At 72.8% G+C, this 14,701-nt stretch carries 11 protein-coding genes; 7 read left to right on the top strand and 4 right to left on the bottom strand.

All coding sequences use genetic code 11. The features are described from left to right. The first annotated feature begins 457 nt into the window (after positions 1 to 457). Both AB0M08_RS21950 and AB0M08_RS21945 read left to right on the top strand, forming a co-directional pair. Entirely contained in the window at positions 458 to 3,421 is a 2,964-nt protein-coding gene (locus tag AB0M08_RS21950) for a WG repeat-containing protein (protein ID WP_364496080.1), read from the top strand. 83 nt (positions 3,422 to 3,504) lie between these two features. After that, entirely contained in the window at positions 3,505 to 4,503 is a 999-nt protein-coding gene (locus tag AB0M08_RS21945; protein WP_364496077.1) for an aldo/keto reductase family protein, read from the top strand. Here the strand turns inward: AB0M08_RS21945 and AB0M08_RS21940 are convergent. Further along, positions 4,500 to 5,303 (bottom strand): site-2 protease family protein, encoded by an 804-nt coding sequence (locus AB0M08_RS21940; protein WP_364496074.1) that lies wholly within the window; start codon positions 5,301 to 5,303, stop codon positions 4,500 to 4,502. The genes AB0M08_RS21945 and AB0M08_RS21940 overlap by 4 nt on opposite strands. Before the next feature lies 1 nt (position 5,304). After that, positions 5,305 to 5,502, bottom strand: a complete 198-nt coding sequence (locus AB0M08_RS21935; RefSeq protein ID WP_364496072.1) for a hypothetical protein — start codon at positions 5,500 to 5,502, stop codon at positions 5,305 to 5,307. A gap of 82 nt (positions 5,503 to 5,584) precedes the next feature. On the opposite strand from AB0M08_RS21935, the gene AB0M08_RS21930 reads away from it, so the two are divergent. Beyond that, complete coding sequence (locus AB0M08_RS21930) at positions 5,585 to 7,453, top strand: bifunctional adenosylcobinamide kinase/adenosylcobinamide-phosphate guanylyltransferase (protein ID WP_364496069.1); 1,869 nt, start codon at positions 5,585 to 5,587, stop codon at positions 7,451 to 7,453. Continuing rightward, positions 7,443 to 8,201, top strand: coding sequence for an adenosylcobinamide-GDP ribazoletransferase (locus AB0M08_RS21925; RefSeq protein WP_364496162.1), 759 nt, complete (start codon positions 7,443 to 7,445; stop codon positions 8,199 to 8,201). The genes AB0M08_RS21930 and AB0M08_RS21925 overlap by 11 nt, the downstream gene beginning before the upstream one ends. 1 nt (position 8,202) lies before the next feature. Here the strand turns inward: AB0M08_RS21925 and gcvT are convergent, their stop codons facing one another. Then, positions 8,203 to 9,306, bottom strand: a complete 1,104-nt coding sequence (gene gcvT, locus AB0M08_RS21920; RefSeq protein ID WP_364496066.1) for a glycine cleavage system aminomethyltransferase GcvT — start codon at positions 9,304 to 9,306, stop codon at positions 8,203 to 8,205. 143 nt (positions 9,307 to 9,449) lie between these two features. On the opposite strand from gcvT, the gene AB0M08_RS21915 reads away from it, so the two are divergent. Next, positions 9,450 to 10,985 carry a leucyl aminopeptidase gene (locus AB0M08_RS21915; RefSeq protein WP_364496063.1) on the top strand — a complete coding sequence of 512 codons (1,536 nt, stop codon included), beginning with the start codon at positions 9,450 to 9,452 and terminating at the stop codon, positions 10,983 to 10,985. 23 nt (positions 10,986 to 11,008) lie between these two features. Here the strand turns inward: AB0M08_RS21915 and AB0M08_RS21910 are convergent, their stop codons facing one another. Continuing rightward, a complete protein-coding gene (locus AB0M08_RS21910; protein ID WP_364496061.1) occupies positions 11,009 to 11,329 on the bottom strand; it encodes a hypothetical protein in 321 nt (106 codons plus the stop codon). Between the two features lie 159 nt (positions 11,330 to 11,488). Between AB0M08_RS21910 and lpdA the strand changes: the two genes are divergently transcribed. Both lpdA and sucB read left to right on the top strand, forming a co-directional pair. Continuing rightward, a complete protein-coding gene (gene lpdA, locus AB0M08_RS21905; protein WP_364496059.1) occupies positions 11,489 to 12,910 on the top strand; it encodes a dihydrolipoyl dehydrogenase in 1,422 nt (473 codons plus the stop codon). A gap of 39 nt (positions 12,911 to 12,949) precedes the next feature. Then, positions 12,950 to 14,701: a 2-oxoglutarate dehydrogenase, E2 component, dihydrolipoamide succinyltransferase gene (gene sucB / locus AB0M08_RS21900; RefSeq protein ID WP_364496056.1), complete on the top strand. Its 1,752-nt coding sequence runs from the start codon at positions 12,950 to 12,952 to the stop codon at positions 14,699 to 14,701.

Below are 14,701 nucleotides of genomic sequence, written 5' to 3'. Positions count from 1 at the left end.
GGTGCCGTCCGCACCGCAGGTGCCGTCCGCACCGCAGGTGCCGTCCGCACCGCAGGTGCCGTCCGCACCGCAGGTGCCGTCCGCACCGCAGGTGCCGTCCGCACCGCAGGTGCCGGAGCGCTTCGAGGAGCACACGCGGCCGCTTGATCCGCGGAGGGTGGGCTCGCATGCGGCCGCGGAGGACACGGCCGCGGACATCGCGTCTCAGGGCGGGATGGCTCAGGGCGGCTTGAGCCGGGCCGAGGAGCAGACGCGGCCGATCGACCCACGGCGGGCCGGGGCGCTGCAGGGCGGCGAGCCGGTGGCATCGGATCCGCGCTATACGCGGCCGGCCGAGCCGGTTTCGGGGCAGCCCGTGCCTGGACAGCCGCTGCCTGGACAGCCCGTGCCTGGACAGCCCGTGCCTGGACAGCCCGTGCCTGGACAGCCGGTGCCGGTGCAGCCGGAGGTTCGGGACGTGGCTGCCGGGATGGCCGTGCCGGGTACGCCCGCGGATTCTGGCCAGGCAGGCATGCTGGCGGCGGAAACGGCGCCGCAGCAGAATGGTGCTACGGAACAGGAGAGCGGCGCCGAGTCCCACGGGCTCGGGTGGCTGTTGTCGATGAGCGGGCTCGGCGCCACCACGCCGGTGCCCGAGGCGGAGGAGCCGGCGCCGGAAGCGGTGGTGGAGGTCGACGAGACGACCAAGCCGATGGGCTGGTTCGCTCCGTCTCCCGACGACGGCGACGACGAGAGCACGGCAGGCGACGACGAGAGCACGGCGAACGACGGCGGCGCGACCAGTGACGCGATCGGTGGCGACGGCACGGTCGATGCCGGTGCGGGCGACGAGAGCGACGGGACTGCGGCCGGTGAGGCCGAGGTGGTCAGGAGTGGGACAGGCGCGGAAGCGTCCGCTCTGGAGAGTCTGATCGGGGCGGAAGCGCCCGCTCTGGAGAGTTCGGTCGACGGGGAAGCCATCTCGGTGACGGGACCGTCGGACAGCCAGGTGGGCGGCCCGGTGGCCGGGCGCTCGCTGGGTGCGGAGACCGAGATCGGTCTCGTGGTGGACGGCGATCTGGGCTTCCGGACGCTGAACCTCGGGGAGCTCGACGTCACGGAGGAGGTTCCGGGCGGGCTCGGTCGGGAGCCGCTGCGGGATACCGCCGGTGGCCGTGACGCGGCGCTGCCGGTGGACGACGTCGAACCCGCCCGGGACGGCGGCCGGTCGGCCGAGCCGACGAGGTCCGGTGCCGAACCGGGGGCTGGGGACGACCACGACACGTCCGCACCCGGGTCTCTCGCCGAGCACCACCACGGCGGGACTACCGGACCAGCCACTGACCTCGTCGACGACACCGCGGCCGAAGCGGCCGCCGCCGTCTCCACCATGGTCGTGGCCGAGCCGGCGGAACGGACGGACAGCGAGTCCGAGACCGCCGTCGAAGTGTCGACGGCCGATGCCGCGGGCACGGCGCCCACGAGCGACGGCGCGGGCACGACGGGCACGGACGACGGCGCGGGCGTGGCGGGCACGGACGACGGCGTGGGCGCGACGGTTCAGGTCTCGCCCGCTGCGACGGGCGACGACGTGGACGCGCCGGGACGGGCCGGGAACGAGCCTGTGCGGGGCGAGAGCGGGACGGCGCAGGGCGAGAGCACGGCGCAGCGAGACGAGAGCGAGACGGCCGCCGTACAGGCAGCGGGAATGGACGCCGACGAGGCGACCGTCGCTGCCACCGGGCACGGAACGCCGGGCGACCCTGCCGTCGGGCAGAGCACGACGGCGGAGACCGCGCAGAGCACGACGGCGGAAGCCGGGCAGGGCACGACGACGGAAGCCGGGCAGAGCACGACGGCGGAAGCCGGGCAGAGCACGACGGCGGAAGCCGGGCAGGGCACGACGGCCGGGAACTCTGCGGAGCAGGGTCCGGCGGGCGAGAACCATGCGAAGCAGGAGGCACCGGGCGCGGATGCCGGAATCGCGGCGGGCGAGGAGGCCGGGAACGCGGCGGGCGAGGATGCCGGGAACGCGGCGAGGGCTGAGGAGCCTCGGGCGCTGGGGCGGAAGCCCGGGGCCGTGCGTACCCGGGAAGCGAAACCCGCGATCCGGCAGCGGCGTGATCAGCAGGCGCCGGCGGATCGGCGGCGGGCGGATCCGGAGCAGATTCTCGCCGCGCATGTATGGATGTTCGATCCGCAGACGTTGCGGGAGCGGGTCGAGGAACCGGATCGGCTCTGGGATGTGGCGGATCGGCTGACCGACCGGCTGGAGTTCGCGGAGCGGGACAACGTGCGCGCCGGGCTGCTCAGCCTGCGGGCGGTGATATACCGGGTGCTGGGTGAGGACGACGACGCGCTCACCGATGCGCGGGAAGGGTTGCGGCACGCGGAGGCCAGCGGGGAAGCGCGACCGATTTCGATCGCGCAAGCGCGGCTGGCGCACGTGCTGCAGTGGCGTGGTGAGTTCGATGAGGCGGACCGGCTCTACGCGCGGGCCGACTCGGAGGAGCTGTCCGGGCGGCTGCGGGCCGAGATCCGGGAGCTGGCCGGGCGGTCCTCGTTCGAGCAGGGGCGGTACCTGGAGGCGGTGAACCACTTCGAGCGGGCCCTGGACCTCAGCAAGGGCGCCGACGAGGAGCTGGTGGAACGGGTCGAGCTGGCCCTGGACCTGATCAGCGACCTCAGCCTGGACGGCTGGGGGCCCTACGCGCGGACCCGCGAGGAGATCCTCGGGGAGACGCTGACGCCGATACCGCTGCGCGACGACGGCACCGGGCTCTGGGGGTACGCGGCGGCCGTCGAACCGCAGTACGCGCAGGCGCAGGCCTTCTCCGAGGGGGTCGCCTGGGTACGCCGCCCGGACTCCCCCGCCTGGGAACTGATCGACCAGAACGGTGCCGTGCTGATCGGGGCCGACTCCGGTTACCTGGCCGCGGACCGGTTCTCCGAGGGGCTGGCCTGGGTGACCCGGGACCAGGAGGGCGGCTGGTTCGCGATCGACCGGGGCAACCGGATGGTCGTGCCCGGCGGCTGGCAGGACGCGCGGCCGTTCCGGAACGGGCTGGCCCTGTTCCAGCGGGGCGGCTGGGGCGCCATCGACAAGCAGGGCCGGATCGCGGTGCAGCCGCAGTTCCGGCAGTTCGCGACGGCGCTCAGCGTCGGCGGCCCGATCGACGGGTTCACCGGCGAAGGGCTGGCCGTGGTGGACGGCGGGAACGGGCGCTTCGGTGTGATCGACCGGACCGGGCAGCAGCTGGTCCCGCCGGTGCACCGGAGCGTGGTGATCCACCCGTCGGCGTTCCTGATCACCGACGAGGCGGGGCGCTGGGGCGCGCTGGACCGGGACGGCCGGCCGCTGGTGGAGACCCGCTACGTGGAGCGCGCCGACGCGATCGAGCAACTGCAGACGCTGAGGCCGGACGTCCGGCCGGTGATCTAGCCCGTATTTCGGAACCCGGCCGGGGCTGCGGCGTGCCGGAGTCCGGCCGGGGCTGGGCTTCGGCCGGGGCCTAACGTCGGTTCATGGAATTCCGTCATCTCGGCCGTTCCGGCCTGCTGGTCAGCGAGATCGCCTACGGCAACTGGATCACCCACGGGTCCCAGGTGGAGGAGGAGGCCGCGCTCGCGTGCGTGCGCGCGGCCCTCGACTCCGGGATAACCACGTTCGACACCGCCGACGTCTACGCCGGCACCCGCGCCGAGGAGGTGCTGGGCCGCGCGCTGAAGGGCGAGCGACGGCAGGGCCTGGAGATATTCACCAAGGTCTTCTGGCGTACGGGCCCGGGGCCGAACGACAGCGGCCTCTCCCGCAAGCACATCATGGAGTCGATCGACGGCTCGCTCCGCCGGCTGGGCACCGATTACGTGGATCTGTACCAGGCGCACCGATTCGACCACAACACGCCGCTCGAGGAGACCATGGAGGCCTTCGCCGACGTGGTGCACCGGGGCAAGGCGCACTACATCGGCGTCTCGGAGTGGAGCGCCGACCAGATCCGGGCCGCGAAGCCGCTCGCCGATGAACTGCGGATCCGGCTGGTCTCGAACCAGCCGCAATACTCGATCCTGTGGCGGGTGATCGAGTCCGAGGTGGTGCCGGCGTCCGGGGAACTGGGGCTCGGGCAGATCGTCTGGTCACCGCTCGCGCAGGGGGTGCTGACCGGTAAGTATCAGGCCGGGCAGCAGCCGCCGTCCGGGTCGCGGGCCACCGACGAGAAGGCCGGGGCGAACTTCATCGCGCGCTGGCTCGGCGACGACGTGCTGACCGCGGTGGCCCGGCTGCGGCCCCTGGCGGACCAGGCCGGGCTGACCATGGCGCAGCTCGCGATCGCCTGGGTGCTGCAGAACCCGAACGTCTCGGCGGCGATCATCGGGGCGTCCCGGCCGGAGCAGGTCCGGGACAACGTGAAGGCGTCCGGGGTGACGCTGGACGAGGGTCTGCTGGCCGCGATCGACGAGATCGTGGAGCCGGTCGTGACGCGGGATCCCGCACTCACGACCAGCCCCGGAAAACGGCCCTAGGAACTCCAGAACCGCATGATCTCGTAGCCGTACGCGTAGAGCCAGGACGGCACGTTCAGCCAGCCGGCCACCGCGTCCACCACGGTGTAGAACCAGGTGCCCACCGGGGTCTGCCAGAGCAGCGCGAAGAGCAGCAGGAACCCGTACGGCGCGAACATGGTCCACACCCGCTGGTAGGCGGGGCTGAGCCAGGGGGCGATGACGCTGCCGCCGTCCAGGCCCGGGATCGGCATGAAGTTCAGCACGCTCGCGGTGACCTGGAAGAAGACGAGCAGCGCGAGCGCCGCCCAGAACTCCAGGTGGGGCTCGGTCCGGATGGTACTCAGGTCCGGTCCGAGCCCGATCAGGAACGGCACCGCCAGCAGCACCGCGAGGACCACGTTGGTGAGCGGGCCGGACGCGCTGATCAGCGAGTCCTTCACCTTGGAGCGGATGTACCGGTGGTCGACCCAGACCGCGCCGCCGGGCAGGCCGATGCCGCCGAGGATGACCACGATCACCGGCAGCACGATGGAGAGCACCGGATGCGTGTACTTCAGCGGGTTCAGCCGGAGGTAGCCGCGCTCGGCGACGGTCAGGTCGCCGGAGAGGTACGCGGAGACGGCGTGGGCGTACTCGTGCAGGCAGAGCGAGACCAGCCAGCCCGAGATCACGAAGAGGAACGCGTCGATCCCGATGTTCCCGAAGCGGGTCCACGTCATCACGCCGCTGACCGCGAAGATCGCGACGATGCCGACGAAGACCGGGCTCGGGACGAACGCGTTCCGGGGTGTACGGGTGTAGACCGGTTCGTAGGTCACGTCAGTCCGCCGGTTGCAGGCTCATCGCATAGTCGACCCGGTCGTCCTCGACCAGCACGACCTTGCCGACCCCGGCACCCTGCAGCTGACGCCACTCCTGCCCGATCCAGGACTCGGCGTCCGCCTGGCTGCTGAAGGTCTCGGCAGGCCCGTCGACCGGCTTACCGTCGACGTCTTCGTACCGCCAACTCCACGGCATTGAGCCGCCCCCTCACGTTCGTCCGTCGTGGGCTTCCACCCTACGGCGTGTTCTTGTGCGGCTCGGCTTTAAGGTACGGGGCATGTCCGATGATCGGTGGAACACGGTCCTGGTGCTCGGCGGGATCCGGTCCGGCAAATCCGCGTTCGCCGAGTCCCTGGTGGCGGATGCGCCGGCGGTACGGTATGTGGCGACCGCGGTGGGCGGCGAGGACGACCCGGAGTGGCTGGCCCGGATCGAGGAGCATCAACGACGCCGGCCGCAGTCCTGGTCGACCGAGGAGACCGGGGCCGACCCGGCCCGGCTCACCGAGCTGATCGCCGGCGCGAAGCCGGACGACACGCTCCTCGTCGATGACCTGGGCGGCTGGGTGGCGGCGCTGCTGGACCCGGCCCGGCAGCCCAACGACGATCCCGCCGACGTCGCGGCGCTGGCCGCGGCGGTCCGCTCCTGTACGGCGCGGGTGGTGCTGGTCAGTCCCGAGGTGGGGCTCTCCCTGGTGCCGACCACGCCGGTGGGACGGGCCTTCGCGGACGCGCTGGGCACGACGAACCAGGCACTGGCCGAGGCGAGCGACGGCGTGGTCCTGGTGGTCGCGGGCCAGCCGACCTGGCTGAAGAAGACCGACGGAGACGTCCGGCGGATCCCGCAGGAGGAGCGGATCCCGCAGGAGGAGGAGCCGACGGTCGCGCTGCTGCGCCCGGCTCCGGTGGCCGCGCCGACCCCGGCACCGCCCCCGCCTCCGGCACTCCCCACGGTCCCGCCGGTCTTCGTGACCCCGCCGACCGATCCGGATTACTTCACGCCGCCAACCGAGGCGACCGTGGTGCTCTCCCGGTCGGCCGTCGCGGACGCGCTCTCCGGGCAGACCATGAGCCTCCCGCTGGTCGCCTCCGGCCTCACCAAGATCGAGCCGGGCATGGACCTCCCGCTGCCCAGCACCGACGCCGGACCGGACGCCCGGGAGCGCCTGGTCGGGGCGGACCTGCCCGGCGGCGGCCTGGGCGCGCTGACCGAGGCGATCGAGTTCGCCGCCTCCATCCAGGACACCACCACCCCGCGCCCGTGGACCTCGGTACGCGTCGTGGTGATCTCCGGTCACCACGGCGGTGGCGCGGCCGCCGGCTCCGACGCGCGGGACACCGAGCGCCGGGTCGCCGAGGCCGAACTCGGTGTCGGCGTGCTGGGCCGGCTGGCCGGTCAGGCGGGCGCGGACATCGCGGTGCTGCGCGTGCACAGCGCCGGCGCGATGGAGGAGGGCCCGGTCGCCGAGCTCGGCGCGGTCGAGGCCGCGCTGCGCCAGGGCTGGCAGCTCGCCGACGACGCCGCCGACGCGGGACGCGACGCGCTGCTGCTGGCCGGGATCGGGGTGGGCGTCGAGGCGGCGGCCACCGCGATCCTCGCCGCGACCACCGGTGCCGAGGCGGCCGCCACGCTGCCCCGGGTGCTCCGGCCCGGCGGGCGCTTCGACGACCACGCCTGGATGGTCCGGTGCGCCGCGGTCCGCGACGCCCTGCACCGGATCCGCCAGGAGCCGCGCGGCGCCACCGACCTGCTCCGCGAGATCGGCGGCCTGGACCTGGCGGTGGCGACCGGCGTGCTGCTCGGCGCGGCGGCCCGGCGGGTGCCGGTGCTGCTGGACGGCCCGCTCGGCATCGCGGCCGGGCTGATCGCCCGGGATCTGGCCGGGCAGACCCGGCACTGGTGCCTGCTGCCCGAGGCGGGCACGCTCGGCATGGTCAAGCAGGGCGCGGACGTGCTCGGCCTGACCCCGGTGCTGGAGCTCGGCCTGGACCTCGGCGAGGGCGCGAACGCGCTGGCCGTGCTCCCGCTGCTGCGTACCGCGATCGGCCTGGCCTCGTCCCTGCCGGTGCACCCGGCGATGCTCGCCGAGCAGTCCGCGGCGGGCGAGGACTTCGAGATCGCGGACATCGCCGAGCCTGGTGTCTGACAGCGGAGGGCGAACAGGCGACGGACTCCGGCTCGCGGTCACCACGCTGACCGTGCTGCCGGTGCGCGGTGGGCGCGTCGACCGGCCCACCGCGGGCGTCGCCATGGCGCTCGCGCCGCTGGTCGGCGCGCTGCTCGGACTGGCGCTCGCGGCCCTGGACCAGAGTCTGCGGGCGGCCGGTTCGCCCGCGCTGGTCGCGGCCGGGGTGACGGTCGCGGCCGGCGCGCTGCTCACCCGGGGCCTGCACCTGGACGGGCTGGCCGACACGGTCGACGCGCTCGGCTCCTACCGCTCCGGCGCCGCCGCGCTGGAGATCATGAAGAAGCCGGACATCGGCCCGTTCGGCGTGGTCGCGCTCGCCGCCACGGTCCTGATCCAGTCCGCCGCCGTGGCCGCGGTCGCCTGGCCGGCCGTCGTGATCGCCTGGGCCACCGGCCGCCTCGCGATCACGCTCGCCTGCCGCCGCGGGGTGCCCCCGGCCCGCCCGGAGGGCCTGGGTGCCATGGTGGCCGCCACGGTGCCGCTACCGGCCGTGCTGGCGGGCACGGCCGTCCTGCTGGGGGCGGCCACCGCCGCGGTGCCCGGCCGTCCGTGGCAGGGCCCGCTCGCCGTCCTCCTCGCGGTGGGTGCGGCGCTCGCGCTCCTGGCTCATTGCGTACGCCGGTTCGGCGGCATCACCGGCGACGTGCTGGGTGCCCTCGTCGAGTGTGCGACCACGGTGACCCTGATCGCCCTGACCCTGGGCTGACTCAGCGCACCGAGGGCTGGACGAACGGGGGCTTCACCAGCCGGGCCTCCAGACGGCGGCCCCGGACGTCGACGTCGACCCGGGCACCGTCCGCGAGATCGGCGGCGGTGTCGATCAGGGCCAGCGCGATGCCCACCTTCTTCGTGGGCGAGAACGTGCCGCTCGTCGTCTCGCCGATCGCCCGCTCCCCGGCGTACACCGGAAGATGACCACGAAGCACGCCCTTGCCGACCAGCTCGAGACCCCGCAGCCGCCGCCGGGGACCGGCGGCCTTCTCCGCGAGGAGCGCGTCGCGGCCCCAGAAGGCCGGCTTGGACCAGCCGACCGCCCAGCCGGCGCCGGCCTGCACCGGGCTGATCTCCGGCGAGAGGTCCTGGCCGTGCAGCGGGTAGCCCATCTCGGTGCGCAGGGTGTCGCGCGCGCCGAGCCCGCACGGGCGGACCCCCTCGGCGATCAGCGCGTCCCAGACCGCGACCGCGTCCTCCGCGCTCACCACCAGCTCGTAGCCGTGCTCGCCGGTGTACCCGGTCCGGCAGACGATCATGCCCGCCTCACCCAGGAACGCCTCGGTGAACGACATGTAGCCGTGCCCGGTGGGCAGCCCCAGCCGGGTCAGCACGGCCTCCGAGCGCGGGCCCTGCACGGCCAGGACGGCGAAGTCCCGGTGCTCGTCGGTGACGGTCAGCCCCTCCGGCGCGGCCGCGGCGAGACGGCGGACCACCTCGGCGGTGTTCGCGGCGTTCGGGATCAGGAAGACGTGGTCGTCGCCGTAGAGGTACGCGATCAGGTCGTCCACCACGCCGCCGGTCTCGTCGCAGCACAGTGTGTACTGCGCCTGTCCGGGGTGGATGCGGCTCAGGTCGTTGGTGAGGCAGGAGTTCACGAAGGACGCCGCGCCGGCGCCGCGGACCCGGGCCTTGCCCAGGTGCGACACGTCGAAGACGCCGGCCGCCTCCCGGACCGCGGCGTGCTCCCGCAGGACGCCGCCGCCCGCGTACTCCAGGGGCATCTCCCAGCCGCCGAAGGCGGCGAACTTGGCGCCCAGTTCGACGTGCCGTTCGTGCAGCGGTGAGCGGAAAAGCTGCCCGGTGAACTCGGAAGACATGAGACTCAACTTACCGGTGACCTTGGAGGTAGTTAGAGTCGGCGGGAATACCACCCACGCCGGTGCACACTCGCATCGGCTTCCCACCATCCGGGAGCGCGCCCACCGGCCGCCGGCCCGGCCTGACGTCCCGGAGAGCCCGAGTGACCCTGCCCAGCCTCAGCCTGGTCGATTCCGATCCGGCCGAATTGGCGGTCGATGCCATCGTCATCGGCCTGCACAGCCAGCCCGACCAGGGTGGCGCCCTGCTTCCGGCCGCGGGCGCGGAGAGCATCGCCGCGGCGTTCGACGGCAAGCTGACGTCGACCCTGGCCCTGCTCGGCGCGACCGGCGCGCCCGGCGAGGTGACCAAGCTGGCCACGCTCGGCACGATATCCGCGCCGCTGATCGTCGCGGTGGGCCTCGGCGACGAGCCGTCCGGCTCCGCCCCGGACCGGGAGACCCTGCGCCGGGGCACCGGCGCCGCGGTCCGCGCCCTGGCCGGCAGCCCCGCCGTGGCGCTCGCCCTGCCGCTGCCCGACGACGAGGACGCCCCCACCGTGCTGCGCGCGGTGCTGGAGGGCGCGCTGCTCGGGTCGTACCGCTTCGCGGGGTACAAGACCAAGCCACAGAAGGGCCGCCGGGACCCGGTGGCCGCGCTGCAGATCTCGATCGCGGACGCCGGCGACGAGGCGGCCACGGCCGAGCTCCGCCGCGCCGAGGTGGTGGCCCGCTCGGTGCGCCTGGCCCGCGACTGGGTGAACATGCCGCCCAACGAGCTGCGCCCGGCGAACCTCGCCGACCTGGTCACGGCCGCCGCGACCGAGGTGGGCCTGGAGGTCGAGGTGCTCGACTTCGAGCAGCTCAAGGCCGGCGGGTACGGCGGCATCGTGGCGGTCGGCCAGGGCTCCGAGGCGCCGCCACGACTGGTCAAGCTGACCTACACGCCGGAGGGCGTCGCCGAGCCGAAGCGGGTCGCGCTGGTCGGCAAGGGCATCACCTTCGACACCGGCGGCGTGAGCATCAAGCCGGCGGCCGGCATGTGGGAGATGAAGTCGGACATGGCCGGCGCCGCGGCGGTGGCCGCCGCGCTGCTGGCGATCGCCCAGCTCAAGCCGGGTGTCGCGGTCTCCGGTTACCTGGCGATCGCGGAGAACATGCCGTCCGGGTCGGCGTACCGGCCGGGCGATGTGATCACCATGTTCAACGGCAAGCGGGTCGAGGTGTTCAACACCGACGCCGAGGGCCGCATGGTGCTCGGCGACGCGATGGCCCGGGCCTGCGCGGACGGCACCGACTACCTCTTCGAGGCCTCCACGCTCACCGGCGGCCAGGTGATCTCGCTGGGCAAGCGGATCTCCGGCCTGATGGGCTCGGACGAGGCCACCGCGCTGGTCGAGACGGCCGGCGCCACGGTCGGTGAGCCGGCCTGGCGGATGCCGCTGCCGGACGACGTCCGCAAGGGCATGGAGTCGGAGATCGCCGACATCTGCCAGACCAACGCGAACCTGGACCGGGCCGGGCACATGCTGCAGGGCGGCGTGTTCCTGCGGGAGTTCGTGTCCGAGGGCGTCGAGTGGGCGCACATCGACATCGCCGGCCCCAGCTACCACACCGGCGAGGCCACCGGGTACTGGACCAAGGGCGGCACCGGCGTGCCGATCCGTACCCTGCTGCAGATCGTCGACGACCTGGCGTAAACGACCGGCACCCGCCGTCCGGCTCAGGCCGGGCGGCGCCGCTGCCGGGCGTTGTAATCGCGCATTCGCTGCGGATATCCGAGCAACTTCACGTCGTAGATGGGTAATGCCAGCTGGTGTGCGAAACGGCGGGCGTACTCCGGGGATTCAATTCGGCGGCGGGTCCATTCCCCATCGTGTGCCACAAGCAACACGGTGGTTTCGGTCACCGTGGTACGCGGCTCGATGAAAGCCTCGACACCCCGGCGTGTCCGGACGAATTGCGTGAGATGATCCAGATCGGCCTGATCCACCGGGCGCCCGCCGGACGGACCGGAGCGTGGACGACGCCGAAACCAGGCCACTGCTTCTCCTCACCCTCGACGCCGCAAGCCCTCCTCGCGTTCGATGCCGCAAGGGTACGACGAGTGGACGTGTCGTGGGGCACCTGCCTGCATTGAGCGGCACTTCAAGTGACAAGATGTCCGAGACGGGACTGTGACCGTTTCCATTGTGTGACCCACATGGCGACGATGATGACCACTGGAGTCAACGTGAGCCAGCCGAACGGCGGAACCTTCGACATCGTCATTCTCGGCGCGGGCAGTGGCGGATACGCGGCCGCGCTCCGTGCCGCCGAGCTGAACCTCTCCGTAGCGCTGATCGACAAGGCCGAAGTGGGCGGCACCTGCCTGCACCGCGGCTGCATCCCGACCAAGGCGCTGCTGCACGCGGCCGAGCTCGCCGACCAGACCCGCGAGAGCGAGCAGTTCGGCATCAAGGCGAACCTGGTCGGCGTCGACATGGCCGGGGTGAACGCGTACAAGGACGGCGTCGTCGGCCGCCTCTACAAGGGCCTGCAGGGCCTGCTGGGCCACAACAAGAACATCACCGTGGTCGCGGGCGCCGGCAAGCTGGTCAGCCGGGACACCGTCGAGGTGGACGGGCAGCGCTACACCGGCCGCAACATCATCCTCGCCACCGGCTCCTACTCGCGCTCGCTGCCGGGTCTCGACGTCGACGGCGTCCGGGTGATCGCCAGCGAGCACGCGCTGAAGCTGGACCGCGTCCCGTCCTCCGCCATCGTGCTGGGCGGCGGCGTGATCGGCGTCGAGTTCGCCAGCGTGTGGAAGTCGTTCGGCGCCGACGTGACCATCATCGAGGCCCTCCCCCGCCTGGTCGCCGCGGAGGACGAGGAGATCTCGAAGCAGGTCGAGCGCGCGTTCCGCAAGCGGAAGATCAACTTCAAGGTCGGCAAGCCGTTCGAGAAGGTCGAGAAGACCGCGGACGGCGTCAAGGTCACCATCGCCGGCGGCGAGACCCTGGAGGCCGAGATCCTGCTGGTCGCGGTCGGTCGCGGCCCGACCACCGCGAACCTCGGGTACGAGCAGCAGGGCATCACGCTGGACCGGGGCTTCGTGATCGTCAACGAGCGCCTGCACACCGGCGTCGGCAACATCTACGCCGTCGGCGACATCGTGCCCGGCCTGCAGCTCGCGCACCGCGGCTTCCAGCAGGGCATCTTCGTGGCCGAGGAGATCGCGGGCAAGAACCCGGCGGTCATCGACGAGGCCGGCATCCCGCGGGTCACCTACTCCGACCCCGAGGTCGCGTCGGTGGGCCTGACCGAGGCCAAGGCCAAGGAGAAGTACGGCGCGGACAAGGTCTCGTCGTACAACCTCAACCTCGGCGGCAACGGCAAGAGCCAGATCCTCAAGACCGCCGGCTTCGTCAAGCTGGTCCGGGTCGAGGACGGCCCCGTCGTCGGCGTCCACATGGTCGGCGCCCGCATGGGTGAGCTCGTCGGCGAGGCCCAGCTGATCTACAACTGGGAGGCCTTCCCCGAGGAGGTCGCCCAGCTCGTACACGCCCACCCGACGCAGAACGAGGCGCTGGGCGAGGCCTTCCTCGCGCTCGCGGGCAAACCCCTGCACGCGCACAGCTGATTCGATCGCTTCGAGAAGCGTTAAGGAGTTTGGGGAAAAATGCCGGTATCGGTAACCATGCCGCGGCTGGGTGAGAGCGTCACCGAGGGCACCGTCACGCGCTGGCTCAAGCAGGAGGGCGAGCGGGTCGAGGCGGACGAGCCTCTGCTCGAGGTCTCCACCGACAAGGTCGACACGGAGATCCCGTCGCCCGCCGCGGGTGTGCTCGCGCGGATCGTGGTCGGCGAGGACGAGACCGCGGAGGTCGGCAGCGAGCTGGCCGTCATCGCCGGGGACGGCGAGGACGCCGGTGCGGCCGCGCCCGCCCCCGCACAGCAGGAGGCTGCGCCCGCGCAGCAGGAGCCCGCTCCCGCGGCCCCCGCCCAGGCCGAGGCGGCGCCGGCTCCGGCCGCTCCGCAGCAGTCCGGCGGCGCGGCCGAGGGCACCGAGGTGAAGATGCCCGCGCTCGGCGAGAGCGTCACCGAGGGCACCGTCACCCGCTGGCTCAAGCAGGTCGGCGAGACCGTCGAGGTGGACGAGCCGCTGCTCGAGGTCTCCACCGACAAGGTCGACACGGAGATCCCGTCGCCGGTGGCCGGCACCGTCCTGGAGATCAAGGTCCCCGAGGACGAGACCGCCGACGTCGGCGCCGTGCTCGCCGTCATCGGCAGCGCGTCGGCCGCACCGGCCGCGGCTCCGGCTCCGGCCGCACCCGCGCCGGCCCCGGCCGCACCGGCTCCCGCCCCGGCGCCCGCGCCGGTCGCCGAGTCCAAGCCCGCGCCCGCTCCGGCCCCCGCGGCCGCGCCGGCTCCGGCCCAGCCCGCCGCCCCGGCCGCCGAGTCGGTCCAGTCGAACGGTGCCGGCGACGCCGGCTACGTGACCCCGCTGGTCCGCAAGCTCGCCGCCGAGAAGGGTGTCGACCTGTCCACGCTGACCGGTACCGGCGTCGGAGGCCGCATCCGCAAGCAGGACGTGATCGACGCCGCCGAGAAGGCCGCCGCCAAGGCGCAGGCCGCCGCGCCGGCACCGGCCGCCGCTCCCGCCGCCGCTGCCGCTCCGGCCGCCAAGGCGAAGCCGGCGCCCAGCCCGCTGCGTGGCCGGACCGAGAAGCTGACCCGCACCCGGGCCACCATCGCCCGGCGCATGGTCGAGGCGCTGCAGACCGCGGCGCAGCTGACCACGGTGATCGAGGTGGACGTCACCAAGATCGCCCAGCTGCGCAGCAAGGCCAAGGCCGCGTTCGAGGCCACGCACGGCGTGAAGCTCTCGTTCCTGCCGTTCTTCGCGCTCGCCGCGATCGAGGGCCTGCAGCAGCACCCGGTGATCAACTCGTCGATCGACCTCGAGGCCGGTACGGTCACGTACCACGGCCACGAGAACCTGGGCATCGCGGTGGACGCGCCCAAGGGCCTGATCGTCCCGGTGATCAAGGACGCGGGCGACCTGAACCTGGCCGGCCTGGCCAAGCGGATCGCCGACGTCGCGGACCGGACCCGCAACAACCGGCTCAGCCCGGACGAGATCGCCGGTGGCACGTTCACGCTGACCAACACGGGCAGCCGGGGTGCGCTCTTCGACACCCCGATCTTCACCCCGCCGCAGGTCGGCATCCTCGGCACCGGCGCGGTGGTCAAGCGCGCCGTGGTGGTCAACGACCCGAACCTGGGCGAGATCATCGTGCCGCGCTCGATGGTCTACCTGGCCCTCAGCTACGACCACCGGATCGTGGACGGCGCAGACGCCGCCCGCTTCCTGGTCACGCTGAAGGAGCGCCTGGAGGCCGGCCAGTTCGAGGGTGAGCTCGGCCTGTAA

It is taken from the genome of Actinoplanes sp. NPDC051851 (assembly GCF_040681165.1).
Classification (GTDB): domain Bacteria; phylum Actinomycetota; class Actinomycetes; order Mycobacteriales; family Micromonosporaceae; genus Actinoplanes.
The sequence above is the reverse complement of the archived record's forward strand: the minus strand, read 5'-3'. Positions and strand labels throughout refer to the sequence as shown.